Below are 26,406 nucleotides of genomic sequence, written 5' to 3'. Positions count from 1 at the left end.
GGCCAGCCGCTGCCCGTGACGCCAGGGACACTGGGTGCGAGCGCCCTCCGACCGCAGGAGGGACGCTCACCCCGTCACTCACACATTCATGATCGACACCAGGCGCGTGTTCATGTGCGCCTCAATCGCCTCTGGCCCGCCCTCGGATCCATAGCCCGAATCCTTGAGGCCACCAAAGGGCAGCTCGGCCGCAGGCGCAGCCGCCTGGTTGATCCACAACATGCCCACTTCGAGGCGCTGCGCCAGCAGGTGTGCGTTTTTCAGTGACGTGGTGAAGGCGTAACCGGCCAGACCAAACGGCAGGCGGTTGGCTTCGGCAATCGCGTCCTCGATCTTCTCGAAACCCCGAATGGCCGCCACCGGTCCGAAAGGTTCTTCGTTGACGATGCGGGCTGACAGCGGCACGTTGTCCAGCACGGTGGGCTGGAAGTAGTTGCCTTCTGTGCCAATGCGCTCACCACCGGCCATCAGCTGTGCGCCCTGCTGCACGGCGTCGGCCAGCAGGTCGGTCATGGCAGTGATACGGCGCGGGTTGGCCAGCGGGCCCATTTGCGTGCCAGCGGTCAGGCCATCGCCCACCTTCAGGCCCTGGGCGTACTTGGCAAAACCCGCCACAAATTCAGCGCGGATGCTTTCATGCACCAGGTAGCGCGTGGGCGAGATGCAGACCTGACCGGCGTTGCGGAACTTGGCGCCGCTGCCGATCTTGATGGCCAGCTCCAGGTCGGCGTCTTCCGCCACGATGACCGGGGCGTGGCCACCCAGCTCCATGGTCACGCGCTTCATGTGCTTGCCCGCCAGCGCAGCCAACTGCTTGCCCACGGGGGTGGAGCCGGTGAACGTGACCTTGCGGATCACGGGGTGGGGAATCAGGTAGTTCGAAATTTCGGCAGGGTCGCCATACACCAGGCCCACGGTGCCGGCGGGCACGCCTGCATCGGCAAACGCGCGGATCAGCTCGGCGGGGCTGGCGGGGGTTTCCTCAGGCGCCTTGACCAGGATGGAGCAGCCTGCGGCGAGTGCTGCCGCCAGCTTGCGTACCACCTGGTTGATGGGGAAGTTCCACGGCGTGAAGGCCGCCACGGGGCCCACGGGGTCCTTCAGCACCATCTGCGTGGCCTTGAGGTTGCGCGAAGGCACGATGCGACCGTATACGCGCAGCGATTCGTCAGCGAACCATTCAATGATGTCGGCCGACGCCATGGTTTCGACCTTGGCCTCGGCCAGGGGCTTGCCCTGCTCTTGCACCATGATGGCAGCGATGGCCTCGGCACGTTCGCGCATCAGGGCAGCGGCGCGGCGCATGGTCTTGGCGCGCTCGGCGGCCGGCATGTCGCGCCACGCTTCAAAGCCCTTTTGGGCGGCAGCCAGGGCCAGGTCCAGATCGGGCTTGCTGGCGTGGGCCACGCGGCCGATTTCTTTGCCGGTGGAGGGGTTGAACACGGCGATGGATTTGCCGTCGGCGGCGTCTTGCCACTGGCCTGCGATGAAGAGTTGGGTGTTGGGATAGGTCATGTGCGCGGGCTGGTCAGCCTATGTGGTGAAAAAATCGAAAAAACGACTATACGCCTGCGATGATGACTGTGTTTTTCAAGGAGATTGCATGCGAGAAGTAGTCCAAAGCCTGGAAGAGTCGCGCATCCGCGAAGTCGCCAACGAGGGCATGGGGCGCAGCGATGTGCTGAAGTTCTGGTTTGGCGAGAGCGATGAGGTCACGCCCGATTTCATCCGCGAGGCGGCCATTGCGTCGCTGCAAAAAGGCGAAACCTTCTACGCCCACAACCTGGGCCTGCCTGAGCTTCGCCACGCCATTGCGGGCTACATGCACGGCCTGCACCCGCAGCAGCACACCGATGCGTGGTTTGACCGCATTGCGGTCACGTCGGGTGGCGTCAACGGGCTGATGGTGGCCGTGCAGGCACTGGTGGACGCGGGCGACGAGGTGGTGGTGGTCACCCCCGTGTGGCCCAACCTGGTCGCGCAGCCACGCATTCTGGGTGCACAGGTGCGCACCGTGCCGCTGGTGGCCAACGCGCACGGCGCGTGGCGGCTGGACATGGACGCGCTGCTGGCCGCCATCACACCCACCACACGCCTCTTGGTCGTGAACGCGCCCAACAACCCCACTGGCTGGACGCTGACGCGCGAAGAGCAAGCCACCATCCTCGCGCACTGCCGCCGCACCGGCACATGGGTGCTGGCCGATGAGGTGTACGAACGCCTGTACTACGCGGGCGACACGGCCAACGGCGCGGCACCCAGTTTTCTGGACGTGGCCGAACCCGACGACCGCCTGGTGGTGACGCACAGTTTTTCCAAGAGCTTTTTAATGACCGGCTGGCGCCTGGGGTGGCTGGTGCTGCCGCCGTCGATGACGCCGACAGTGGGCAAATTGATCGAGTTCAACACCTCGTGCGCGCCGGTGTTTGTGCAGCGCGGGGCCACGTTGGCGCTGCAACGCACGGACGAGGTAACACCTGCGCTGGTGGCTCACCTGAAAACCTGCCGCGATACGCTGGTGCCATTGCTGGCCGATGTGCCGGGGGTGTCGGTGGCCACGCCGTTGGGGGGGATGTATGCGTTCTTCCACATCGACGGGCATGACGAGTGCCTGCCGTTGGCCAAACGGCTGGTGCGAGAGGCGGGGCTGGGGTTGGCGCCGGGCAGTGCGTTTGGGGGTGAGGCGGCGGGGTGGTTGCGGTGGTGTTTTGCGAGCCGGGATGTGGGAAGGCTGGAGGAAGGGGTGGAGAGGTTGCGGGGCTGGTTGAAGGGGTGATGGAGAGTTTTTTGAACGATTTTGGCCGCTAGTGCTTGTGGAGTAAGCACTGGCAGCTATTGTTTTTGTAGTGTTTGGTTCTTGCCTTAACCCTTAGTGCTGAGGTTGTCGACGCCAGTGCGCGCGCCCACCCGTTCGGGCTGAGCCTGTCGAAGCTGTGCGCCCGCCCCGACCCGTTCGGGCTGAGCTTGTCGAAGCCATGCCCTCACCCGACCGCATGCTTGGCTTCTGGGCGGAGGCCGGGGTGTGCGCCCGGCGGCGCAGTGGCTTTCTTTTGCTTCGCCAAAAGAAAGTCACCAAAGAAAAGGCGACCCTACACGCTGCGTCCCCACACGCCCTTGCGGGCGCGAGGGGCAACCTGCGGTGCTCGCGTCCAGCGGGGTCTCGCTCGAACTCGCTCCACTGCGTTGCGCTCAAACAATCGCGAGCCCTGATCCGCTGGCCCCTGCGCTCCTCGGCGCATCCTGAAGGGAACCCCCCGGGATCGGACATCCACGCGGGCCATTGCTTCGCTGCGCTGCACTCGGCCCCGAACGCGCGGGCGCTTCGCGCCGCGACCGCTAGGCCGAGCGAAGCAATGGCCCGTGTGGGTGTTCAGGTGTTCGGCTTTTCGGCTCCCCACCCCTGCTGGCTGCGCCTGCGTCGGGGCGGTTGCGGGGTGAGCATGGGCGCCCTAGCGCCCATGCCTTGTTATCTAGCTCGCCGTGGTTGTCCGAGCGGCGCTGCGCAGCAGCAAAGCGAGTTCCACGGCGCACCCCGCAACCGCCCCGACGCAGGTTTGCCCCCCCACGCACCGCGTGGGGGTCGCAGACTGGGGGTCGCCTTTTCTTTGGTGACTTTCTTTTGGCGAAGCAAAAGAAAGTGACTCGCCCGCCGGGGCGACAACCCGGCCTCCGCACTCAACCCAAGCACGCTGACCCGACCAGCACGCCCAAGCTTCGACGGGCTCAGCCCGAACGGGTGGGAAAAGCTTCTAAGCTATAAAAACAATAGCTACTAGCACTTTCCAGATAAGCGCTAGCAGCCAAAAACACTCAAAAATAGCAATCAAAAGCTACGGCGACACCTGTGCCAACTTCACCGCAGGCTGATCCCCCCAGCCACCTCCCAGCGCCCGAATCAACCCCACCGTCGCCACATACTGCGCCGTCCGCACCTGCAACTCCTGCCGCCGATTGCGCAGCTCACTGCGGCGCGCGTCCAGCAGCTCCAGCTGGCTCACCAAGCCATTGCGGTACCGCACATCCGACAACTGCGTAGCCCGCCGCGCCGCCGTCACCGCGCGCCCCTGCGCCTCGGCCTGGCCGGACAACAGGCGCAGCGAGGTCAGTTGGTCCTCCACGTCACGAAACGCATTGAGCACCTGCCCACGGTGGTCCGCCAGCGCAGCTTCCAGGCGCGCCTTGGCGCCCTCGATCTGCGCGTCGCGCTGGCCGCCGTCAAAGATCGGCAGCGATAGCAGCGCACTCAGGCCCCAGGCACGCGCAGACCACTTGAACAAATCACCCAGCTCCGGCGAAGCATGCCCCGCATTGCCGGTGAGCGTGACGGCAGGGAACCAAGCCTTCTGCGCCACGCCCACGCGGGCCTGGGCGGCCAGCACGGCCGTCTGGGCAGCCGACACATCCGGGCGGCGCGCCAGCACGGTGCCAGGCACGCCGGGGGGGATCACGGGCAGCGCGGCATCGCCCGTCGCAGGCGGCAGCACAAAGCCGCTGGCCACCTCGCCCGCCAGAACGGCCAGCGCGTTGGTCAGCAGGGCTTGCTGGCGCTGCAAGGCCAGGGCTTCGGATTCGGTGGCCGCCACTTCGGTCTGCACGCGGGCCACGTCCAGTTCGGCCACGTCGCCCGCCTGCAGGCGACGCTGCGTGAGGCGCAGCGTGCCTTCGTAGGCAGCCAAGCTCTCTTGCACCAGCCCCTGCTCAGCCTGCACGGCGCGCAGCTGGAGATACGTTTGCGCCACGTCGGCCTGCACCATGAGGCGCGTGCTTTGCAGCAGGGCCTCACGCGTGTCGGCGTCCAGGCGCGCGGCGTCGCTGGTTTGCGAGAGGCGGCCAAACAGGTCCAGCTCGTACGAGGCATTGAGCCCCGCCGTGCCCAACGTGGCGGGTGCTGCGCTGCCCGTGGTGGCAGCACCTGCCTGGCGCGTTACGCCCGCCGAGGCGCCCACTTGCACCGAGCGCGCGGCATCGGCAGAGCGCAGCAGCGAGCGCGCCTCGGCCAGCCGTGCTGCCGCCTGCTGGATGCTGGTGTTGGCCGTGCCCGCACGCTGCACCAGGTCGGCCAGCACCGGGTCTTGAAAGCCCAGCCACCACTCGCCGCGCGGCTGCGCCTCGGCGGGGGCGGCCACCGTCCAGGGGGCGGCGGGCAGCGCGTCGCCACCTGCCGTGAAACTGGTGGGCACGGGCACGCCCGCATGCGGCGCGGGGGCCACGGGCTGGGTCATGCAACCGGCCAGTACCAGGGCGGCGGCCAGGGGCGCGAGCAGGCTGCGCCTGCGCGCTGCAAGGACGCCGTCGGTGGAGTTTTTCTTCAAGAGCAAATCGGTCATGGTTGGTCTCCTGCCCCGGCCGATGCACCCGCCGCATTCAGCAGCGGGTGCACCGTGGAGCGAGCGTCTAGGGCCAAAAAGGTCGTTGTTGTCACCGTGGTCAGGGGCATCACTCGTGCTCCTTGCGCGGCGCGGCCAGCACGGGGTGAGCGGTGCCACCGGTGCCAGGGGTGTGCGAGATCGGCGCCACATGCGCGCCGTGCTCCACCAGCGGGCGGTTGCCTGCCAGCTTGCGCAGCAGCACGTAAAACACGGGCGTGAGGAACAGGCCAAAGGCCGTCACACCAATCATCCCGGCGAACACGGCCACGCCCATGGCGCTGCGCATTTCGGCGCCCGCGCCGGTGGACAGCACCAGGGGCAACACGCCCATCACGAAGGCCAGCGAGGTCATCAGGATGGGGCGCAGTCGCAAGCGGCTGGCCTCGATGGCGGCCTGCACCGGCGTGCGCCCGGCAAACTCCAGCTCGCGCGCAAATTCCACGATCAGGATCGCGTTCTTGGCCGACAGCCCCACCAGCACGATGAGCCCGATCTGCGTGAACACGTTGTTGTCGCCCTTGCTGAGCCACACCCCGGTCATGGCCGCCAGGATGCCCATGGGCACGATCAAAATGATGGCAATGGGCAGCGTGAGGCTTTCGTACTGCGCTGCCAGCACCAGGAACACCAGCAGGATCGCCAGCGGGAACACCAGCACTGCGGAGTTGCCGGCCAGGATTTCCTGGTAGGTCAGCTCGGTCCACTCGAAGGTGATGCCCTGGGGCAGCGTCTCCTTGGCGATGCGTTCGATGGCGGCCTGGGCCTGGCCCGACGAGTAGCCGGGTGCGGGGCCGCCATTGATGTCAGCGGCCAGGTAGCCGTTGTAGCGCATGGCACGCTCGGGGCCAAAGCTGGGCTCCATCTTCATCAGCGCCGACAGGGGCACCATCTCACCCGTGGTGGAGCGCACCTTGAGCAGGCCCACGTCTTCAGCCCGCGCACGGTAGGCCGCATCGGCCTGCACGCGCACGCTGTAGGTGCGGCCGAACTGGTTGAAGTCGTTGGCGTACAGGCTGCCCAGGTAAATCTGCAGCGTGTCGAAAATGTCCGTCACCGGCACCCCCAGCTGGCGCGCCTTGGTGCGGTCGATGTTGGCGTACAGCTGCGGCACGTTGACCTGCCAGCTGCTGAAAATACCGGCCAGCTCGGGCGTCTGGTAGGCCTTGGCCATGAACGCCTTCACGGCGTTGTCCATGGCTTCGTAGCCCAGCGATGCGCGGTCTTCGATCTGCAGCTTGAAGCCGCCCGTGGTGCCCAGGCCCGCCACCGGGGGCGGCGGGAACATGGCGATGAACGCGTCCTGGATGCTGCCAAACGCCTGGTTCAACTGCCCCGCCACGGCGCCACCGCTCTGGTCGGCACGCGTGCGCTCGGCAAAGGGCTTGAGCGTGGCGAACACGATGCCGGAGTTGGAGCTATTGGTGAAGCCGTTGATCGACAGGCCCGGGAAGGCAATCGCGTCTTCGACGTTCGGGTTCTCCTTCATGATTTCGCCCATGCGGCGGATCACGTTCTCGGTGCGGTCCAGTGTGGCGCCGTCGGGCAGCTGGGCAAAACCGATCAGGTATTGCTTGTCCTGCGCGGGCACGAAGCCGCCGGGCACGATCTTGAACAGGCCCACGGTGGCACCCACCAGCGCCAGGTAGATCACGAACATCAGCGCCTTGCGGCCGATGACGCGCTTGACGCCACCGCTATAGGCCTCGGAGCCGCGATGGAACAGGCGGTTGAAGCCGCGAAACAAGCCACCGAACACCTTGTCCATGCCACGCGTGAGCGCGTCCTTGGGCTCGTTGTGGCCCTTGAGCAGCAAGGCGCTCAGCGCAGGCGACAGGGTCAGCGAATTGATGGCCGAGATCACCGTGGAGATCGCAATGGTGACCGCGAACTGGCGGTAGAACTGCCCCGTGAGCCCGCTGATGAAAGCTAGCGGCACGAACACGGCGACCAGCACCAGTGCGATGGCAATGATGGGGCCAGACACTTCGCGCATGGCGCGGTAAGTGGCCTCGCGCGGGGTCAGGCCCGCCTCGATGTTGCGCTCCACGTTCTCCACCACCACGATGGCGTCGTCCACCACGATGCCGATGGCCAGCACCAGACCGAACAGGCTCAGCGCATTGATCGAAAAGCCCAGCAGGTGCAGCACGGCAAACGTACCCACCACCGACACCGGCACCGCCAGCAACGGGATGATGGACGCGCGCCAGGTCTGCAGGAACAAAATCACCACCAGCACCACGAGGGCGATGGCTTCGAGCAGCGTGTGGATCACGGATTGGATCGACGCACGCACGAACTGCGTCGGGTCGTACGCAATGCGGTATTCCACGCCTTCGGGCATGTTCTTCTGGATCTCGTCCATGGTCTTGCGCACGTTGGCCGAGATGTCGAGCGCGTTGGAGCCCGGCGCCTGGAACACGCCCATGCCCACGGCAGGGTCGTTGTTGAGCAGCGAGCGCAGCGAATAGTCGGCCGCGCCCAGCTCCAGGCGGGCGATGTCGCGCAGGCGTGTCACCGCACCATCCGCACCGGTCTTGACGATGATGTCGCCGAACTCTTCTTCGGTCTGCAGGCGGCCCTGCGCGTTGATGGACAGTTGCAAGTCCACGCCGGGCAGGCCGGGCGATGCACCCACCACACCCGCAGCGGCCTGCACGTTCTGGCCGCGGATGGCGGCCACCACGTCGCTGGCCGAGAGGCCGCGCTGCGCGACCTTTTGCGGGTCGAGCCACACACGCATGGAGTAGTCGCCGCCGCCAAATATCTGCACCTGGCCCACGCCCTGGATGCGCGCAAGGCGGTCCTTCACATTGAGCACGGCGTAGTTGCGCAGGTAGTCGATGTCGTAGCGGTTGTTGGGCGAGACCAGGTGGACCACCATGGTCAGGTCCGGCGCGCTCTTGACGGTCGTCACACCAAGACGGCGCACTTCCTCAGGCAGACGAGGCTCGGCCTGCGAGACGCGGTTCTGCACCAGCTGCTGGGCCTTGTCGGGGTCGGTGCCGAGGGCAAAGGTCACCGTCAGCGTCATCACACCATCAGTGGTGGCCTGGCTGCCCATGTAGAGCATGCCTTCCACACCGTTAATGGATTCCTCCAGCGGCGTGGCCACGGTCTCGGCGATCACCTTGGGGTTGGCGCCCGGGTACTGTGCGCGCACCACCACGGAGGGCGGCGCGACTTCAGGGTATTCAGAGATAGGCAGACCGCGCAATGCGATGAGCCCCCCGAGGAAGATGAGCACCGACAGCACCCCGGCAAAGATGGGGCGGTCGATGAAAAAGCGGGACAGGTTCATGGATGCAAATTCCTGGTGTCCAGCGCGCTCAGGCGGCTGGCGACTTGGCGGCGTTCTTGGCTTCCTTGCGATCACCCGCAATCTCGGCCTTGGCGGTCATGGGCACAGGCTGCGGCGCCACCACGGCGCCGGGGCGCACGCGCTGCAGGCCGTTGACGACGATGTTCTCGCCCGCCTTGAGGCCCGAGGTGACCACGCGCAGGCCGTCAATCGGCGCGCCCAGCGTGACTTCGCGGTACTCGGCCTTGTTGCCCTCGCCCACCACCATCACGAACTTCTTGTTCTGATCGGTGCCCACAGCACGTTCGTTGATGAGCAGCGCCTGCGTGTTGCGGGCCTGGCCCATGCGGATGCGGGCGAACTGGCCGGGCATCAAGGCACCGTCTTCGTTATCAAACACAGCACGCACACGCACGGTGCCGCTCTTGGCATCGACCTGGTTGTCGATGAGCTGCAATTTGCCAACGTGGGGCGTGCTGCCCGCAGTGCCAGTGCCCATCTGCACAGGAATGCGCTCGATCAGCTGGCGCGCACTGTTGCCACGCTGGCTGCTTTGCAGGTCGGCCAGCGCCTTCACCACGATCTGCTCGTCGGTATCGAAGCTCGCGTAGATGGGGCTCACCGACACCAGCGTGGTCAGCACGGGGGCGCCCGCACCGGCCGCCACCAGGTTGCCCACGGTGACTTCGATGCGGCCCACGCGACCAGACACGGGGGCGCGCACCTGGGTGTAGCCGAGGTTCAGCTTGGCGGTTTGCAGCGCAGCCTGGGCGGCGCGCAGGTTGGCGTCGGCCTCGCGCTGGGCGTTCAGGCGTTCGTCGTGCTCGCGCTGGGCAATGGCTTTTTCTTCGAGCAGGCGCGTGGCGCGCTCCAGCTCGCTGCGGGTGTACAAAACGCGGGCCTGAGCGGCGACCACCTGGGCTTCGGCGCGGTCCACCTCGGCAGCGTAGGGGGCGGGGTCCACCGTGACCAGCAGGTCGCCCTGCTTGACCAGCGAGCCTTCGCGGAAATGCACGGCCTGCACAGCGCCAGAAGCGCGGGGGCGCACATCCACGCGCTGCACGGCTTCAAGCCGGCCAGAAAACTCGTCCCACAGGGCGATGTCTTTTTGCAGCACGGCAGCCACCGACACCGGCATGGCGGGCGGTGCTGCGGGGGCGCTATCCGCCTGCGCCACGGGTGCCTGAAACACCAGAACAGCAGCCGCCACGGTGGCCGTCACGGCCGTGGCAAGCGTGGCCAGGCCCAGGGGGCGGCGCTGGGAGAACTTGGAGAAGGATGGGAAGTTCATGGTCACTTTCGATCAGTAGGTGTGCCCTTGTGGAGCACGCTGTGAAGCTTGTCCGCCGAGCGCTGGCGCCTGTGGGCTGTGCTCGGCAGGTGTCAATGCAAAGGGAGCGGGATGAAGTCTCGGCAATGACACGGTGGAAAGGTCAATACCCCGGCGACAAACACCGGGGCGGCCTGCGTGCCACCGTCAAAAGACGGTGCGGCCGGGTGCGCTGTGACAGTCGCCACAGGCCGGTGTGATCAGGAATGCATGCATGGTGTGTTCTTTCCTCCGTGTCGTTTGAATGGCTAAAGTGGGCTCTAGGACATGCGGAGCGGGCAACGCCGGGCAAGCGTTCCCCCTCCGGCACGCCAGGCCGGAAATCAAGATGCAAAAAGGGAATGGGGCTCGCGCCGAGCCCGCGTTTCTCTGCCTCCACCCGGGTGGAGGTCAGCGGCTGTCAGGGGTGTGAGAAGGTGTCAGGGGCCGTCGTCAGGACGGCACCGGACTTCGCGTGGAGGCAAAGAACTGCCGGAACTGCTCCTGCGCACCCGCCGCACAAGGGCATTCGTGCGGACCGGTCTGCAGCAGGGCATCGGGCCACTGCGGGTTCTTGGAGAACACGTGGCGGGTGACCGGCAGGCCGGCGGCCTCCAGCCGGGCCGCGTAGGCCAGCGCCTCATCGTGCATGGGGTCGGTGTCCCCCACCAGAATCAGCGTGGGTGGTAGCCCCGCCAGGCGCTGTGCACCGGCCGGCACGGCATAGGGGTGCTCCGCATCGCGTGGGCAACGCAGAAAGTTGCGCCAGCCTTCGGTCCACTTGCAGCCCGTGGAATCACCCGTGGCCTCGCGCAGCGACGCGGTGCCCACACAGGGGTCCAGCATGGGCGACAGCAGAATCTGCCCAGCCATCGGGGGGTGCGACTGATCGCGCGCCATCAGTGCCACGGCGGCAGCCAGGTTGCCGCCCGCCTCTTCGCCTGCCAGGTACACGGCTGCGCCCTGCCCTCCGAGCTTGGTGCGGTGCTTGTGCACCCACTTGAGTACGCCGTAACCCGTGTCCACCGGCTGCGGAAAGGGCGTGAGCGGATACGCCACCGACACCACCACAGCCCCGGCACTCTCCAGCAGCGAGGCCACCGTGCAGCCGTTGTCCAGGTCACCCGACATGAAGGCCCCGCCGTGGAAGTGCACGATCACCGGTGACGCCTGGCCGGTCTTCTTGCGGCCGTACATGCGCACTGCCACGTCCTGCCCCCGGGTCACCTCAATGGTGGAATCGGCGCACACGGACGAAGCCACCCTGGACGCCTTGGCGGGCGCCGCAGCAGACTGCGATGGCGAAGATGACGAAGACGGGCGGTCGGGCTGCATGGCAGGATACCCAGTAAGTAGGTAGAGGGTCGGTTGACGATGGATGAAATGTAGTGGTTTGCGCCTACGGGATAAACAGGTCAAACACCACCGCACTGTTTCCAAAAGCTCAACAATCAAAGTGGGGGACGCGTGTGAGAATTCCGCAGCACCCACTGGTGGGTGCTGACGTTCCAGATTCAAGGAGAAGCCATGGACCAAATACAGGCCATGCGCATATTCGTGCGGGTGGTGGAGGCCGGCACGTTTACCCGGGCAGCAGATTCCCTCTCGCTGCCCAAGGCCACGGTCACCAAACACGTTCAGGCGCTGGAGGAGCGGCTGCGCGTGAAGCTGCTCAACCGCACCACGCGCCGCGTGACGGTCACGCCCGATGGTGCAGCCTACTACGACCGAACGGTGCGCCTGCTGACCGACCTGGACGACATCGAGGCCAGCATGACCAACGCGCGAGCCAACCCGCGCGGGCGCTTGCGCGTGGATGTGGGCACCTCGGTGGCGCAGTTGCTCATCATTCCGCACCTGGCAGAGTTTCATGCCCGCTATCCCGACATTCAGGTGGACCTGGGTGTGAGCGACCGCATGGTGGACCTGATCGGGGACAACGTAGATTGCGTGATTCGCGGTGGAGAGCTGACCGATCAGTCTCTGGTGGCCCGCCGGATTGGCAACCTGGAATTCATCACCGTGGCATCCCCCGCCTATCTGGAGCGCAAGGGAACACCCACCCACCCGCTGGAGATCGAGGAAAAACATGCGAGCGTGATTTACTTTTCGCCGCAGAGCGGCCGCCACTACCCCCTGGAGTTTCGCAAGGGAGATGAATCCATTGATATCACAGGCCCCTACCAGCTCAGCGTGAACGAGAGCAATGCGTATGTGACATCACTGCTCGCCGGATTGGGCATTGGCCAGATCACCAGCTACCAGGCTGCGCGCCATTTCAAAAGCGGCGCACTGGTCCAGCTGATGCCCGAGTGGACCCAGCCGCTGCTGCCCGTATACGTGGTGTACCCCCCCAACCGGCACCTGAGCGCCAAGGTGCGCGCGTTTGTGGACTGGGCCGCAGAACTGTTCCAGCGCGAGAGCTACCTGCAGCGGGTGGTGTGACGCCGTGCCCGGCGGCTTTATGCTTGCGGCCATGAATGCCACCGAGCCCACCCCCCCTTCCGCTCCAGACAACACCAGCGGAGACCTGCCCTCGTCTGCCAACACCCCCCAGCCCAAAACGCCCGCTAAACAACCCCACAATCCTTTGCACGGCGTGACGCTGGAAGCGATTGTGGTGGCGCTGGCCGATTATTTTGGGTGGGATGAACTGGGCCGGCAAATCCCGATCCGCTGCTTTCAAAGCGACCCGAGCGTAGGATCCAGCCTCAAATTTTTGCGCAAGACCCCATGGGCACGCGAGAAGGTCGAGAGCCTGTATCTCTTCATGCTGAGGGACCAAAAGCGCAATGCGCAAGAGTGAAATGCCAGGGCATTTGCTCCAACCGCCACCGGCGTATTCCGCACAGCTGAGCGCAAGGTACCGCAACTTTCTGGCGCCGCTGCTGACGCTGGGCGTCTTGGGCGGCCTCAACGCACTGCTGGTAGCACAGTCCGCCACAGAAGGCGCTGGCTGGTGGCCGGTGGCCTGGCTGGCGGCCATGTTCTTGGGCGTCTTCTTCAGCGCGGTCTTCGTGGCCATTGCGGGGCGCCGCAAGTTGCCCGTGGCCTACTGCATCGCACTCAGCGCGGTCGTGGGCCTGGCGCTCACGACCTTTGGGATCCTGAATGCGAGCCTGCATGCGCCGTGGGGTGCAGCTCTGCCGCTGTGGGTACACAGCAGCGCGCCAGTGCGCGCTGTGCTGGAATCTCCTTGGACACTTTTGGCGCCCTACCTGATAGGACTGGCGCTGCACGGCGTCGCCATGCAGCACCTCAATCTTCGGCTGTCACCAGAAAATCGCGGCTGATACCGCCTCCCAGGTCATTGACCCTGTCCAGGAACTGCGTGAGGAAAGCATGCAGCCCCGTCGCCAGGATCTCGTCAATGCGGCCGTATTGCAGATCGGCCAGCAGGCGCCCTGCCCTGCGATTCGTTTCTGCAGACTGGCCATTGGCAAGCACCGCCAGGTTGTCCACCACCTCGCGCAGACAGGCGTGTAACGAGCGCGGCATGTCGCGGCGCAAAATCAGAAGGTCTGCCACACGCCCAGGGGTGATCACATCGCGGTACACCTTGCGGTACACCTCAAACGCCGAGACGCTGCGCAAAATGGCGCTCCAGTGGTAGAAATCGCTCTCCTGGTTGCGCTCGCTGGCGCGGCCAAAGAAATCGTTCTTGACGGCATGGAACTTGACGTCCAGCAACCGTGCTGTGTTGTCAGCACGCTCCAGAAAAGTGCCCATGCGCAGGAAGTGAAAAGCCTCGTCCTGCAGCATGGTGCCCAGCACCACGCCGCGCGACAGGTGCGAGCGGTACTTCACCCATTCAAAAAACTGGCCCGGATCGCGCTCAAAGGCGTCGCCTTCGAGTTGCCGGTGCAATTCCAGCCAGGTCTGGTTCTGCGTCTCCCATACCTCGGTGGTCAACGCGCCACGCACGGCGCGGGCGTTTTCGCGCGCGGCGCGCAGGCACGACAGGATGGATGAGGGATTGGTGCCGTCGCGCACCATGAAAGCCAACACACGCTCGGGCGTCACTTCGCCGTGTTTGGCGGTATAGGCGGGAATCAGCTCACTGATGGACAGCAGCCCCTCCCAGCCTTTCTGAGCCACATCAGCGGCCTGGGGCAACAGAGAGGTTTCATAGCTCACATTGAGCATGCGTGCGGTGTTCTCGGCCCGCTCTGTGTAGCGGGACATCCAGAACAAATGGTCGGCGGTGCGGCTCAGCATACGGACTCCTTGATCGAGCAGGGCTTCCGGGACAGGTGGTCAGCAGTGCAGCTCAGCATACTCAAAGGCTCCCTTGCGTTTGACTTTGCGACTGAGACTGAGACGGGGTCGTTGCCTTCATGCCTTGCGACTGCGATTGAGACTGCGATGGGGCCTGCACCGACGCCGCTGCCTCGCCCAGCACCCAGGTGTCCTTGGTGCCACCGCCCTGGGACGAGTTGACCACCAACGAGCCTTCCTGCAGCGCCACGCGCGTGAGACCACCGGCCGCCATCTGAACCTCGCGCCCGCTGAGCACAAAGGGGCGCAGATCAATGTGGCGCGGAGCGATGCCACTTTCCACATACGTGGGGCAGCTCGACAGGCTGAGCGTGGGCTGCGCGATATAGCCCGCCGGGTTGGCCAGCAGCGCACGGCGGAAGTCCTCGATCTCGGCCTGGGTGGCCGCAGGCCCAATCAGCATGCCGTAGCCGCCCGCACCGTGTACCTCCTTGACCACCAGGTCCTTCAGGTTCGCCAGCACATGCTGCAGGTCGTCCTGCTTGCGACACATCCAGGTGGGTACGTTTTTCAGGATAGGCTCTTCGCCCAGGTAAAAGCGAATCATCTCGGGCACGTAGGGGTACACCGATTTATCGTCCGCCACCCCGGTGCCCACGGCGTTGCAGATGCCCACGTTGCCCGCCCGATAGGCCTCCATCAAACCCGCACAACCCAGCGTGGAGTTGCGGCGGAACACCTGCGGATCGAGGAAGTCGTCGTCCACGCGGCGGTAGATCACGTCCACCCGCTGCAGGCCACGCGTGGTGCGCATGTAGACGAACTTGTCCTTGACCACGAGGTCCTGGCCTTCCACCAGTTCCACCCCCATCTGCTGGGCGAGGAAGGCATGCTCGAAGTACGCGCTGTTGTGCATGCCGGGCGTCAAGACCACCACCGTGGGCTCGTCGGCCGTGGCCGGAGCGCTGGCACGCAGGGTTTCGAGCAGCATGTCGGGGTAGTGCGCCACGGGTGCCACCTTGTGCAGGCTGAACAACTCGGGGAAAAGCCGCATCATCATCTTGCGGTTTTCGAGCATGTAGCTCACGCCACTGGGCACGCGCAGGTTGTCCTCCAGCACGTAATATTCGCCCTCGCCCTGCGCATTGGGGGCGCGCACGATGTCGATGCCCGCGATGTGCGCGTAGATGTTTTGAGGCACTTGCACGCCCGCCATTTCAGGCCGGTACTGTGCGTTGTTGAGGATGAGGTCGGCGGGCACGATGCCGGCACGGATGATGTCCTGGCCATGGTAAACATCGTGGATGAACCGGTTGAGCGCCGTGACCCGCTGCACCAAGCCCTGCTGCATGCTGCTCCACTCGTGGGCCGGGATGATGCGGGGAATCAGGTCGAACGGAATCAGCCGCTCATTGCCAGCGCCGCCTTCGTCCTTGGCGCCGTAGACGGCGAAGGTGATGCCCACGCGCCGGAAGATCATCTCGGCTTCGGCCCTACGGGCCTGCATCACGTCGGGGGGCTGTTTGCTCAACCACTGCGCATAACGCTTGTAGTGCTCCCGCACATCGCTGCCATCAAAAGGCAGCATGGCGTACATCTCATCAAATTTCTGCATGAACGGGCCTCCTGTGAACAGGATAGCAAGTTGCGCGCCCACCACCCCGAACAGCCCTCAATCGCGCTGCGCCATCCCGTCCGATCGCTGCTCCCGCGCTGGCATGTCGTGCTGCCAGTACCGCCGACTCGTGTCGCGCTCGCACGCCACCACGGAGGGGTCGGCGGATGCCCATGTGGCTGCCCCACAGCGCGAAGACTCCACCACCCGGATGTTGCGCTCGCGGTAACGCTGCAATATGTCGGGCGCCGGATGCCCAAAACGATTGCGATACCCAGCCTGCACCAAAGCGGTGCGAGGCTGAACGGTCTCCAGAAACACGGGGGAGGACGATGTCTTGCTGCCATGGTGGGGCGCCAGCAGCAGATCGGCCCGCAATGCCGCGCCACGTGCCACCAGGGAGTGCTCCTGGGGAGCCTCGATATCCCCCACCAGCAAGGCCACAGCTCCCTCTGACCCGGCCGCCGCGACGCGCAACACGCAGCTCAAGGCATTGGGGCGCGGCGCACGGGGGGCCGGAGCGCCGTCCCCTGCGAGGGGGTGCAACACCTCGAAGACGACACCATCCCAATCCCAGCGTTGGCCGGCAAGGCAGGGGCTGGCGGGACGCAGGGTCTGCAGCACATGCTCGGCTTCAATGGAACCGGTGAGCACGGCCTGGGGCTGCTGTGCCAACACCGCAGCCGCGCCGCCCGTGTGGTCGGCATCGCGGTGGCTGAGCATGAGCACATCCACCCGCTCGCCCAATGCGCGCAGCAGCGGCACCAGCACGCGGTGGCCTGCATCGCTCTCGCGGCTGAAACGCGGCCCCGCGTCGTACAACAGCGTGTGGGTGGCCGTGCGCACCAACACCGCATTGCCCTGGCCGATGTCCGCCGCCAGCAACTCGAACTGCCCCACTGGCGGCCGCGCAGGCTGCCAACCGAACACGGGCACCAGCAGAGGCAGCGCCAACAGCCGCACACGCCATGGCAAACGCATGGCCAAAACGGCACCGCCGACCACGGCAGCCACACCCGCCCACAGGGGGGCCGCAGGCAGAAACACCACCGCCCAGGGCCACTGCGCCAGCCACTGCAGCCATGCCGCCAACGGCTGCAGACTGAGCGCCGCCAAGCTCCACAGCGGCCCCCACAAGACTCCGCCCAATGCCAGTGGCGTGACCACCAGAGTGACCCAGGGGATCGCCACCAGATTGGCCGCAAAGCCCACCAGCGACACCTGACCAAACAACAACAGGCCCAGGGGCGTGAGCGCGAGCGTCACCACCCACTGCTCGCGCAGCAAAGCATAAAAATGCCCTTTAGCGCCCTTTTCATAAGCGCCTTCAGCTATCGGATTGGTAGCAAATAGCACCCCCACCGCCACAAAACTCAGCCAGAAACCTGCCTGGGCCAGCGCCCAGGGGTCCACCAGCACCACAGCGGCACAGGCCAGCAGCCATACCTGCGGCCAAGGCCAGCGCCGCCCGCTCCACTGCAGCAAGGCCACGATACCCAGCATGGTCACCGTGCGCTGTGCAGGCACACCCCAGCCGCTGAAGAGGGCATAGGCCGCAGCCAGCGCGACCCCGGCCACCAGCGCAGCCGAGGGCGCGGGCACCGCCAGGCACAGGCGCGCAGATCGCCGCCACAGGCTGCGCACCACCCATGCGGCCAGCCAGGCGAACAGGGTGATGTGCAGGCCCGAAATGCTCATGAGGTGGGCCACGCCGGTAGCGCGGAACACATCCCAGTCTGAGCGGTCAATGGCGCGTTGATCGCCGGTGACCAGCGCCGCTACCACGCCGGCAATGCGTGCGCGCCCCGGGTCGCTGGTGTCGTCTGCGCCGCGCCCGAGCCGGTCCAGGATGGCGTCGCGCACGGTCTGGCGCCATTGCTCCACGGGGTACTTCCACGTAGCCGCAAGGCGCACTGGCGACTCGTCCTTGGGGCCCGCACGCACGTAGCCGGTAGCCTGAACGCCCTGCTCCCACGCCCACAGTTCGAAGTCAAAACCGTGCGGGTTGCGCAGGCCATGCGGTGCCTTCAAGCGCACCGTCAGGTCCCAGCGCTCACCCGCCCGCACCGGGGGTGGCAGGCGCTGCAAATCCATCACCTCGCCTGCATCGCGGAAAGCCCCGCCATACCAGGCCAGGTCGATCTGGGACGGCAACTCGACGGGCGTCCCCTTCAGGAGCGCTGTCTGCACCGCCATACGCAGCCGGGTGCCCGCTTCGTTGGTCTGCGGCATGGCCGACACCACCCCGGTCACGCGGATATCCTGCCCCTCCAGCGCAGGGGCCAGGCGCTGCTGCAGGTAGACCGTGGCCCGCAAGCCACTGAGGGCAAACATGGCCAGCGCACCAGCGCCCAAAGCCACCACCGCCGAGACGGCAACGGCCCCTCTGGCCCACCGTGAAGTGCTGCGCAAGCTGGCACTGGCTGCCGCGCACCAACCCAGCACCAGGACTCCGCACAACAAGGCGCCATACGCCCATACGCCCCACAACTCGGGTTGCAACAACTGCAACGCAGCACCCACCACCACCCCCAGCAGCACGGCCGGCACCCGCCACGGTGGGACTTGCGGCGGCACCACCGCCCCTGAAACACCTTTGGGGTCAGTCAGCAGGGCGGCATTAGAGGCGCTTATGGAGGGCATGGGCTGATGCTAATGCGGCGCTGACAAGGCGGCGGCCAGATTCGGTGCACGCTGCTGTGTAACACTCCACCGACACCCGGCTTGAGAGTCGCCCATTTGGCTGGCTGCGCCCCTGCAGGCCGTGAACATTCCACCCATCACCCATCTCATAACGAGGAAGACCATGAGCGTTTACGACAAGCTGAAAGAACTCAACATTACCTTGCCCCCCGTGTCGGTGCCAGCGGCCGCCTATGTGCCCTATGTGCAGACCGGTAACCTGGTGTTCCTGAGCGGCCACATCGCCCGCAAGGATGGCAAGCCCTGGGCGGCGCAGTTCGGCCGCGACATCGGCACCGAAGAAGGCAAAGCGGCAGCACGCGCCGTGGCCATCGACCTCATGGGCACGCTGCATGCAGCCACAGGCGGTGACCTGAACCGCATCCAGCGCATCGTGAAGGTGATGAGCTTGGTGAACTCCACAGGTGACTTCACCGAGCAGCACCTGGTGACCAACGGCGCCAGCGAGTTGCTGGGCCAGGTATTTGGCGACAAGGGCGTACACGCCCGCAGCGCCTTCGGCGTGGCACAAATCCCCATGGGCGCCTGCGTCGAAATCGAACTGATCGCTGAACTGGCGTGACCGCCTGATTCGTCGCTGCGCACCGTCCCATCGACAGGCGGGGCAGCGAGCGCCGGGCTCAGAACGATTCCCAGTCCTCCTCCGCGCCTTGGGCCAGCGCTGGCGCAGGGGCCTTGGCCTTGGCCGTCTTGCTGGCGGCCTGGGCGATACGCTGGGTGCCAGGCTTGCCCGCCACGGCGGGCTTTGCGGGGGCAGATGCCCCCCGCGCGGCGGGGGGCGTTGGCGTGTGCGCTGCACGCATCGGCGGCGCCACGCCGCCATAGGCCGCACCGTTGACCTTGAACACCGACACCACTTGCGCCAGGTGTTCGGCCTGCTCACGCAGGCTCTGTGCGGCGGCGGCGCTCTCCTCCACCAGCGCGGCGTTCTGCTGCGTCATCTGGTCAAGGTTGCCCACAGCCTGGTTGACTTGCGAGATGCCCGCGCTCTGCTCGGACGACGCTGATGTGATCTCTCCAATCATGTCCGTCACGCTTTGCACCGAACGCACGATGTCGTTCATGGTGGTGCCCGCATCGGCCACCAGGCGGGTGCCGGTTTCGACCTTCTCCACCGAGGCGCTGATCAGCGTCTTGATCTCCTTGGCGGCCTCGGCGCTGCGTTGCGCCAGGCTGCGCACCTCGCTCGCCACCACAGCAAAGCCCCGCCCCTGCTCTCCTGCACGCGCAGCCTCCACGGCCGCATTGAGCGCGAGGATATTGGTCTGGAACGCAATGCCGTCGATCACGCCGATGATGTCCGAGATCTTCTTGCTGCTGTGATTGATGTCTTCCATGGTGGACACCACCTGGGTCACCACCGAACCACCACGTTCGGCCACGCCCGTAGCGCTGGCGGCCAGGCTGCTCGCCTGACGCGCGCTGCTGGCGCTTTGCGCAATGGTGCTGGTGAACTGCTCCATGGCCGCTGCCGTCTCTTGCAGGTTGCTCGATGTCTGCTCTGTGCGCGCTGACAGATCATGGTTGCCGGTGGCGATCTCGGCGCTGGCAATGGCGATGTTGTCGGTGCTCTGGCGCACCTGGTGCACCATGCGCCCGAGTGAATCGCTCATCGCGTACTGCGAGCGCAACAGGTCGCCGAACTCGTCGCCGCGCGTGACCGAGCCCTGCTCGCTGAGGTCACCTGCCGCGATCTTGGCCGCCAGGTCATTGGCCTGCGCAAGCGGCCGCTGAATGCTACCAATCAGGTAGTAAGCCCCGGCGATGATGGCTGCCAGCAGCGCCGCCACGGCCACGGCCGCAATCTTCACCGTGAGCATGCGGGAGGCCGCCATCTCGGCCAGCTTGGTCTGCGCAGTGGACTGCTGCAACTCCACAAAGTCGCGCAGCGTCTTGAGATAGGTGGCCACGGCCGGGTTGTAGGTCTGCTTGACCAGGGTAACGGCTTCCTCGGCCTTGCCATCGGCCTTGAGCTGACGGGCCTTGCCGCGCAAATCGATCATGGTCTTGCGGGCCTCGGCAATCTTGGCCATCTGGGCCTTGTCCGCGTCAGACAGGGCCATGCCCTCCAGCGATTTTTGCACCTCGGTGATCTGCGCGGAAGTGGCAGAGATTACGTCCTTGAATTCAGACTCAACCGCCGTATCGCTGCTCACGATGAGCGCCTGTGTACGAGCGGCGTTGGTCTCGGTCAGCCCCGCCCAGCGAATGGCAGCCCCAACACGGTTTTGCATCTCGCGGGAAACCTCATCGGCCTCGGCCTGCACCTTGGCCGATCGGTAGGCCGAAAAGCCCACCACGCTGGCCAGCATGACCACGATAAAGATAACGGCGAGCCATAGTTTCTGGGCGATGCGGATGCGTTGGAACATCATGGTCTCCTGTCGATATTGGGGTGTTGTCGGTGCCTGCCTGGCAGCCCGTCGGCGGCGCCCTGGCGCGGTGTTAGGCCAGCATCTGCGTCCAGCGCGCGCAGATACCCGTACGCCAGCGCAGACATTTTTTTACATATGGTGCGCCCGTTCCCGTATTTCGTCCAATCCGTAGCAACCCGTGAAGCGCGGCGGCAACAAAAAAGCCACCCCGGTGGGTGGCCTCGTTGCCGGACTCGGTGAATGACCTATTCAACGCGCGTCACCGTGCTGGGCTTGAAGCCCAGGTCCGCCGCCTTGCCCTTGCGTCCGCGCGCGGCGCGGGCGTTGTTCAGGCTGCGAATCTCCAGCGTCTCATCACGCACCTTTCCGCCCCGGCCGATACCGTCCAGACGAATGCTGCGCGTGTAAGCAGCGGCGCCCGCCAGCTGGTCCTTGTCTTCCAGGTCAATCAGCATCAGCCCTCGGCCGCCATTGGCCATGGTCTTGAGTTCGCTGACCTCGAACGTGAGGATGCGCCCGCCCGTGGAGGCACAGGCCACATGCGTGGCGGGCAGCACCGGCTTGCTGCCCGTGGTGCCTGCGGCGTGTGAGGGCACACACACGGTTTCACCATCGCCCAGAGTGAGGAAGGCCTTGCCACCTTTCTGGCGCGAGACCATGTTCTCGACCGCTGCCAGAAAACCGTAACCGCCCGAGTTGGACAACAGCAAGGTGGCGTTGGCCGGGCCCGCAAAGTAGTGCAGCACCTGCGTGCCGGTTTCCAGCTCGATGAGCGTGGTCACGGGCTGGCCGTCACCGCGCGCACCGGGCAGCAGCGACACGGCCACTGAATACACGCGGCCATTGCTGCCGAAGGCCAACAGGGTATCGACCGTGCGGCATTCAAACGTGCCATACAGCCCGTCGCCTGCCTTGAAGGCAAAGCTGGCGGCCTCGTGCCCGTGCCCGGTGCGGGCACGCACCCAGCCTTTTTCAGAGACGACCACCGTGACGGGCTCGTCCACCACCTTGACTTCGGCCACGGCCTTTTTCTCGGCCTGGATGAGGGTGCGGCGCGCGTCGGCAAAGGTCTTGGCGTCAGCCTCGATCTCTTTGACCATGGTGCGGCGCAGCGAGCCTGGGTTGTTCAAAATGTCTTCGAGCTTGCCCTGGCTTTCGCGCAGCTCTTTGAGCTCCTGCTCGATCTTGATGGCCTCCAACCTTGCCAACTGGCGCAGGCGAATTTCAAGAATGTCTTCGGCCTGCCGGTCGCTCAGATTGAAGCGCGCGATCAGCGCCGCCTTCGGGTCCTCGGCCGCGCGGATGATGGCAATCACCTCGTCGATATTGAGCAGCACGGTCTGCCGCCCTTCGAGGATGTGGATGCGATCCAGCACCTTGTCCAGCCGGTGCTGCGTGCGGCGCGTGATGGTGGTCTGGCGGAAGGCAATCCACTCTTCCAGCATCTGCCGCAGCGATTTTTGGGTGGGCCGGCCATCGAGCCCCACCATGGTGAGGTTGATGGGGGCCGAGGTCTCCAGGCTGGTGTGGGCCAGCAATGCCGTGATCAGTTCCTGTTGCGGGGTCTTTCCCGTTTTGGGCTCGAACACCAGGCGCACGGGGGCGTCTTTGCTGGATTCATCTCGGACCACGTCCAGCACAGCCAGGATACTGGCCTTCAATTGCGTCTGGTCCTGGCTCAGCGCCTTCTTGCCTGCCTTCACCTTGGGGTTGGTGATTTCTTCAATCTCTTCGAGCACCTTCTGCGTGCTCACGCCAGGCGGCAGCTCGTTGACCACCAGTTGCCATTGGCCACGCGCCATCTCCTCGATCTTCCAGCGCGCGCGCACCTTGAGGCTGCCACGGCCGGTGCGGTAGGCATCCGCAATGTCGCCCGCTCCGCTGATGATCTGGCCGCCACCGGGGTAGTCCGGGCCGGGCACGATGGCCAGCAGCTCTTCTTGGCTCAGCGACGGCGTCTTGATAAGCGCAATACAAGCGTCGGCAATCTCGCGCAGGTTGTGGCTCGGGATTTCCGTGGCCAGGCCCACGGCAATGCCGCTGGCGCCGTTGAGCAGCGCAAACGGCAGGCGTGCGGGCAGCTGGCGCGGCTCCTCCGTGCTGCCGTCGTAGTTGGGCATGAAATCGACAGTGCCCTCATCAATCTCGTCGAGCAGCAGGCTGGTGATGCGCGACAGGCGCGCCTCGGTGTAACGCATGGCCGCAGCGCCGTCGCCGTCGCGGCTGCCGAAGTTGCCCTGGCCGTCGATCAGCGGGTAGCGCTGGGCAAAATCCTGCGCCATGCGCACCAGCGCGTCGTAGGCCGACTGGTCGCCGTGGGGGTGAAAACGCCCCAGTACGTCACCCACCACGCGGGCGCTTTTGACGGGCTTGGCCGCCGAGTTGCGCGTAGGGCCGCTGTACGACAGACCCATGCGGTCCATCGAATACAGAATGCGCCGCTGCACGGGCTTGAGGCCGTCACACACGTCGGGTAGCGCTCGGCCTTTGACAACCGACAGCGCGTATTCAAGATAGGCGCGCTGGGCATAGCCCGCCAGGCCCAGGGAGTCGCCTCCGTCGTCGCCGGCGGTGGTGAAATCGAGAGTGGGTTGATCGCTCATTCGTTGGGTACAGGTTCTTGATTCACGTTCTGGGAGCCACTGTGCGTCTGCCCCACGCGGGTGGGCGGCAGGTTGCCCCGGTTCAGGGCACCGCCTGAAAGCTCCATGCGCACGCGGCCCGGCGCTGCGCGTTGCGCCAGCACCGGGGCTGGCGGCTTGAGCTGGGCATACAGGCCCAGCACCGTTCGCACATAGTTCTGCGTTTCCTTGAAGGCCGGGATCTGGTTGCCCGCGCGCTGCACCGCGCCTTCACCCGCGTTGTAGGCGGCCACGGCCAAGTCCATGCGGCCTGGAAACAGGTCCAGCAGGTGGCGCAGGTAGCGCGTGCCGGTGGGCACGTTCACCGCCGGGTCGGCCAACTTTTGCTCCACCGTGCGCTTGGCATCGGTGCTCACGCCAAAGCGGTTGGCCGTGGCAGGCATCACCTGCATCAGACCCACGGCGCCTTTGGGCGACACCGCGGTGGCGTCAAAGCCGGATTCGGCCGCGATCACGGCCTGCAACAATTCGTAGTCCACACCATGTTTACTGGACGCAGCACGCAGGTGGTGCTTGACGCGCTTGTAGTCAGGCGCAATGTCAAAAAAGGCCAGCAGGCGCGCGCCCGCTGCAGGCAGCGCATAGGGCATAGGCGGGGCGTTGGCCGGTGCATCCCGGGTCGAGTCAAAGTCGTTGCCACGGAAAAACAGCTGGTAGCGCGCATCCACCCGCTCGGCGGCAAAGTGGGTCACCCCGCGCTCGTCCACATGCGCCCACAGATCGGCATGGGCCCTTTGCTGCATAAAACATAGCAAAAAACCCAATAGATACCTGCGCATGGTGCCTTTATTGCCAAAATTCCTCATGACAGACCTGTCGGGCAGGGCCCGTTCAGATATCAATCTCCACCGCATCACCATGCAGCTCCATCAGCTCGCGGCGCGCGGCGGCTTCGCCCTTGCCCATGAGCTTGGTGATCAAGCCTTCGGTGGCGGCAAAGTCCATGTCGCCCAGCTGCACGGGCAACAGGCGGCGGGTGTCAGGGTTGAGCGTGGTTTCCCACAGCTGTTCGGCGTTCATCTCGCCGAGGCCCTTGAAGCGGCTGATCTGGCACTTCTCTTTCGGTACGCCATCCTTGGCGCACTTATCAAGGATGGCCGTCAGTTCGCCATCGTCCAGCGCATACATCTTGGCGGCGGGTTTCTTGCCGCGCGCAGGCACGTCCACGCGGAACAGCGGCGGGCGCGCCACGTAGATGTGGCCGGTTTCAATGAGTTTGGGGAAGTGGCGGAAGAACAGCGTGAGTAGCAGCACCTGAATGTGCGAGCCGTCCACGTCGGCATCGCTCAGGATGCAAACCTTGCCGTAACGCAGGCCGCTCAAATCCGGCGTGTCATTGGGGCCGTGCGGGTCTACGCCGATGGCCACCGAGATGTCGTGGATTTCATTGTTGGCGAACAGGCGGTCGCGCTCCACCTCCCAGGTGTTGAGCACCTTGCCCCGCAGCGGCAGGATGGCCTGGCTTTCCTTGTCACGGCCCATCTTGGCGCTGCCGCCGGCCGAATCGCCCTCGACCAGGAACACTTCGTTGTGCGCAATGTCTTTGCTTTCGCAATCGGTGAGTTTGCCGGGCAACACGGCCACGCCCGAGCCCTTGCGCTTTTCAACCTTCTGGCCCGCCTTCTGGCGGGTCTGCGCAGCCCGGATGGCCAGCTCGGCCAGCTTCTTGCCATATTCGACGTGCTGGTTCAGCCACAACTCCAGCGCCGGGCGAACAAAGCCACTGACCAGCCGCACCGCGTCGCGCGAGTTCAGGCGCTCTTTGATCTGGCCCTGGAACTGCGGGTCGAGCACCTTGGCACTGAGCACATAGCTGGCACGGGCAAACACGTCCTCGGGCAGCAGCTTGACGCCCTTGGGCAGCAGGCTGTGCAGCTCGATAAAGCTCTTGACCGCATTGAACAGGCCGTCGCGCAGACCGCTTTCGTGCGTGCCGCCCGCGCTGGTGGGGATCAGGTTGACGTAGCTCTCGCGCACGGGCTGGCCGTCTTCGGTGAAGGCCACGCACCAAGAGGCACCTTCGCCTTCGGCAAAGCTCTCGTTGTTGCGGTCGGCAAAACCCTCGCCTTCAAACAACGGGATCACCGGGTCGCCGTTGAGCGTCTGCATGAGGTAGTCGCGCAGGCCGCCTTTGTACTGCCAGGTTTGCGTCTCGCGGGTTTTCTCGTTGACGAGCTGCACCGTCACGCCCGGCATGAGCACGGCCTTGCTGCGCAGCAGGTGAGTGAGTTCGCCCATGGGCAACGCGCTCGACTCGAAATACTTGGCGTCGGGCCATACACGGACCGAGGTGCCCTGCTTGCGCTCGCCCGCCTCCAGCGGCCGGGCCACCAGGGGTTCAATCACATCCCCGGCCGAAAACACCAGGCGCGCCGCCTTGCCTTCGCGGTAGCTGGTGGCCTCCAGCCGGGTGGCCAGTGCATTGGTCACGCTCACGCCCACGCCGTGCAGGCCGCCCGAGAAGCTGTACGCGCCGCCCTTGCCTTTGTCGAATTTGCCACCCGCGTGCAGGCGGGTGAACACCAGCTCGATGACCGGGGCATTTTCTTCGGGGTGCATGCCAAAGGGAATGCCACGGCCGTCGTCTTCTACGCTAACCGAACCATCGGCATGCAGCGTGACGCGAATCTTCTTGCCGTAACCCGCCAGCGCCTCATCGGCGGCGTTGTCCAACACCTCCTGGATGATGTGCAGAGGGTTGTCGGTGCGGGTGTACATGCCCGGGCGTTGCTTGACGGGCTCCAGGCCCTTGAGCACGCGGATCGACCCTTCGGAATATTCACTGGCGGACACGGAAGACGGTTTGGCAGACATAGCGGCGAATTGTAGTGCGGCAACACGGCAAAAGCTGGATATAAAGACAGCTCCATGCGA

Annotated in this window: 17 protein-coding genes; 5 read left to right on the top strand and 12 right to left on the bottom strand. The window is 65.3% G+C overall.

Annotated features, from left to right (window positions below):
• Window positions 1-78: 78 nt before the first annotated feature.
• On the bottom strand, window positions 79-1,515 hold the full coding sequence (locus CLU85_RS08450) for an NAD-dependent succinate-semialdehyde dehydrogenase (RefSeq protein ID WP_100409877.1): 1,437 nt from the start codon (window positions 1,513-1,515) through the stop codon (window positions 79-81).
• Between the two features lie 88 nt (window positions 1,516-1,603).
• On the opposite strand from CLU85_RS08450, the gene CLU85_RS08445 reads away from it, so the two are divergent.
• Window positions 1,604-2,776, top strand: coding sequence for a pyridoxal phosphate-dependent aminotransferase (locus tag CLU85_RS08445; protein ID WP_100409876.1), 1,173 nt, complete (start codon window positions 1,604-1,606; stop codon window positions 2,774-2,776).
• A gap of 1,054 nt (window positions 2,777-3,830) precedes the next feature.
• On the opposite strand, the gene CLU85_RS08440 is transcribed toward CLU85_RS08445, so the two are convergent.
• The 4 genes from CLU85_RS08440 to CLU85_RS08425 form a co-directional block, all read right to left on the bottom strand.
• Window positions 3,831-5,327, bottom strand: a complete 1,497-nt coding sequence (locus tag CLU85_RS08440; protein WP_100409875.1) for an efflux transporter outer membrane subunit — start codon at window positions 5,325-5,327, stop codon at window positions 3,831-3,833.
• 109 nt (window positions 5,328-5,436) lie between these two features.
• On the bottom strand, window positions 5,437-8,670 hold the full coding sequence (locus CLU85_RS08435; RefSeq protein ID WP_100409874.1) for an efflux RND transporter permease subunit: 3,234 nt from the start codon (window positions 8,668-8,670) through the stop codon (window positions 5,437-5,439).
• Between the two features lie 28 nt (window positions 8,671-8,698).
• Entirely contained in the window at window positions 8,699-9,961 is a 1,263-nt protein-coding gene (locus tag CLU85_RS08430) for an efflux RND transporter periplasmic adaptor subunit (protein WP_100409873.1), read from the bottom strand.
• 471 nt (window positions 9,962-10,432) lie between these two features.
• The gene (locus CLU85_RS08425) at window positions 10,433-11,314 is read right to left on the bottom strand and encodes an alpha/beta hydrolase (RefSeq protein ID WP_198509158.1); all 882 of its coding nucleotides are present in this window, start codon (window positions 11,312-11,314) and stop codon (window positions 10,433-10,435) included.
• Between the two features lie 192 nt (window positions 11,315-11,506).
• On the opposite strand from CLU85_RS08425, the gene CLU85_RS08420 reads away from it, so the two are divergent.
• Genes CLU85_RS08420 through CLU85_RS08410 form a run of 3 tightly spaced genes read left to right on the top strand, consistent with a single transcriptional unit; the run spans window position 11,507 to window position 13,272 of the window.
• Complete coding sequence (locus CLU85_RS08420; RefSeq protein ID WP_100409871.1) at window positions 11,507-12,424, top strand: LysR family transcriptional regulator; 918 nt, start codon at window positions 11,507-11,509, stop codon at window positions 12,422-12,424.
• 31 nt (window positions 12,425-12,455) lie between these two features.
• The gene (locus CLU85_RS08415; protein ID WP_232727770.1) at window positions 12,456-12,785 is read left to right on the top strand and encodes a VF530 family DNA-binding protein; all 330 of its coding nucleotides are present in this window, start codon (window positions 12,456-12,458) and stop codon (window positions 12,783-12,785) included.
• Complete coding sequence (locus CLU85_RS08410) at window positions 12,772-13,272, top strand: hypothetical protein (RefSeq protein ID WP_157803947.1); 501 nt, start codon at window positions 12,772-12,774, stop codon at window positions 13,270-13,272. Before CLU85_RS08415 ends, CLU85_RS08410 begins: the two co-directional genes overlap by 14 nt.
• Here CLU85_RS08410 and CLU85_RS08405 read toward each other — a convergent pair.
• The 3 genes from CLU85_RS08405 to CLU85_RS08395 all read right to left on the bottom strand — a co-directional run bounded on the left by CLU85_RS08405 (window position 13,238) and on the right by CLU85_RS08395 (window position 18,455).
• Complete coding sequence (locus CLU85_RS08405; protein WP_100409869.1) at window positions 13,238-14,197, bottom strand: alpha-E domain-containing protein; 960 nt, start codon at window positions 14,195-14,197, stop codon at window positions 13,238-13,240. The two genes, CLU85_RS08410 and CLU85_RS08405, sit on opposite strands and share 35 nt — an antisense overlap.
• A 61-nt stretch (window positions 14,198-14,258) precedes the next feature.
• The gene (locus CLU85_RS08400; RefSeq protein WP_100412439.1) at window positions 14,259-15,812 is read right to left on the bottom strand and encodes a circularly permuted type 2 ATP-grasp protein; all 1,554 of its coding nucleotides are present in this window, start codon (window positions 15,810-15,812) and stop codon (window positions 14,259-14,261) included.
• Between the two features lie 57 nt (window positions 15,813-15,869).
• Window positions 15,870-18,455, bottom strand: coding sequence for a DNA internalization-related competence protein ComEC/Rec2 (locus tag CLU85_RS08395; protein WP_100409868.1), 2,586 nt, complete (start codon window positions 18,453-18,455; stop codon window positions 15,870-15,872).
• Window positions 18,456-18,618: 163 nt separating this feature from the next.
• Here CLU85_RS08395 and CLU85_RS08390 point away from each other — a divergent pair, with 163 nt between their 5' ends.
• Window positions 18,619-19,077 carry a RidA family protein gene (locus CLU85_RS08390; protein ID WP_100409867.1) on the top strand — a complete coding sequence of 153 codons (459 nt, stop codon included), beginning with the start codon at window positions 18,619-18,621 and terminating at the stop codon, window positions 19,075-19,077.
• A gap of 58 nt (window positions 19,078-19,135) precedes the next feature.
• Here CLU85_RS08390 and CLU85_RS08385 read toward each other — a convergent pair whose 3' ends face one another.
• The 4 genes from CLU85_RS08385 to CLU85_RS08370 form a co-directional block, all read right to left on the bottom strand.
• Entirely contained in the window at window positions 19,136-20,887 is a 1,752-nt protein-coding gene (locus CLU85_RS08385) for a methyl-accepting chemotaxis protein (protein ID WP_100409866.1), read from the bottom strand.
• A 248-nt stretch (window positions 20,888-21,135) separates the two neighbouring features.
• Complete coding sequence (parC, locus tag CLU85_RS08380; protein WP_100409865.1) at window positions 21,136-23,493, bottom strand: DNA topoisomerase IV subunit A; 2,358 nt, start codon at window positions 23,491-23,493, stop codon at window positions 21,136-21,138.
• Window positions 23,490-24,275 carry a lytic transglycosylase domain-containing protein gene (locus tag CLU85_RS08375; protein ID WP_232727769.1) on the bottom strand — a complete coding sequence of 262 codons (786 nt, stop codon included), beginning with the start codon at window positions 24,273-24,275 and terminating at the stop codon, window positions 23,490-23,492. Before CLU85_RS08375 ends, parC begins: the two co-directional genes overlap by 4 nt.
• An 88-nt stretch (window positions 24,276-24,363) precedes the next feature.
• Entirely contained in the window at window positions 24,364-26,346 is a 1,983-nt protein-coding gene (locus CLU85_RS08370) for a DNA topoisomerase IV subunit B (RefSeq protein ID WP_100409863.1), read from the bottom strand.
• Window positions 26,347-26,406: the final 60 nt, after the last annotated feature.

Source organism: Acidovorax sp. 69 (assembly GCF_002797445.1).
Taxonomy (GTDB): Bacteria; Pseudomonadota; Gammaproteobacteria; order Burkholderiales; family Burkholderiaceae_C; genus Acidovorax.
The sequence above is the reverse complement of the archived record's forward strand: the minus strand, read 5'-3'. Positions and strand labels throughout refer to the sequence as shown.

Bases quoted from the DNA above. Each gene is read 5' to 3' on its own strand.
- CLU85_RS08385 (WP_100409866.1), bottom strand. From the start codon at position 20,887: ATGTTCCAACGCATCCGCATCGCCCAGAAACTATGGCTCGCCGTTATC.
- CLU85_RS08420 (WP_100409871.1), top strand. From the start codon at position 11,507: ATGGACCAAATACAGGCCATGCGCATATTCGTGCGGGTGGTGGAGGCC.
- CLU85_RS08395 (WP_100409868.1), bottom strand. From the start codon at position 18,455: ATGCCCTCCATAAGCGCCTCTAATGCCGCCCTGCTGACTGACCCCAAA.
- CLU85_RS08415 (WP_232727770.1), top strand. From the start codon at position 12,456: ATGAATGCCACCGAGCCCACCCCCCCTTCCGCTCCAGACAACACCAGC.
- CLU85_RS08445 (WP_100409876.1), top strand. From the start codon at position 1,604: ATGCGAGAAGTAGTCCAAAGCCTGGAAGAGTCGCGCATCCGCGAAGTC.
- CLU85_RS08425 (WP_198509158.1), bottom strand. From the start codon at position 11,314: ATGCAGCCCGACCGCCCGTCTTCGTCATCTTCGCCATCGCAGTCTGCT.
- CLU85_RS08430 (WP_100409873.1), bottom strand. From the start codon at position 9,961: ATGAACTTCCCATCCTTCTCCAAGTTCTCCCAGCGCCGCCCCCTGGGC.
- parC (WP_100409865.1), bottom strand. From the start codon at position 23,493: ATGAGCGATCAACCCACTCTCGATTTCACCACCGCCGGCGACGACGGA.
- CLU85_RS08390 (WP_100409867.1), top strand. From the start codon at position 18,619: ATGAGCGTTTACGACAAGCTGAAAGAACTCAACATTACCTTGCCCCCC.
- CLU85_RS08435 (WP_100409874.1), bottom strand. From the start codon at position 8,670: ATGAACCTGTCCCGCTTTTTCATCGACCGCCCCATCTTTGCCGGGGTG.
- CLU85_RS08370 (WP_100409863.1), bottom strand. From the start codon at position 26,346: ATGTCTGCCAAACCGTCTTCCGTGTCCGCCAGTGAATATTCCGAAGGG.
- CLU85_RS08375 (WP_232727769.1), bottom strand. From the start codon at position 24,275: ATGCAGCAAAGGGCCCATGCCGATCTGTGGGCGCATGTGGACGAGCGC.
- CLU85_RS08405 (WP_100409869.1), bottom strand. From the start codon at position 14,197: ATGCTGAGCCGCACCGCCGACCATTTGTTCTGGATGTCCCGCTACACA.
- CLU85_RS08440 (WP_100409875.1), bottom strand. From the start codon at position 5,327: ATGACCGATTTGCTCTTGAAGAAAAACTCCACCGACGGCGTCCTTGCA.
- CLU85_RS08400 (WP_100412439.1), bottom strand. From the start codon at position 15,812: ATGCAGAAATTTGATGAGATGTACGCCATGCTGCCTTTTGATGGCAGC.
- CLU85_RS08410 (WP_157803947.1), top strand. From the start codon at position 12,772: ATGCGCAAGAGTGAAATGCCAGGGCATTTGCTCCAACCGCCACCGGCG.
- CLU85_RS08450 (WP_100409877.1), bottom strand. From the start codon at position 1,515: ATGACCTATCCCAACACCCAACTCTTCATCGCAGGCCAGTGGCAAGAC.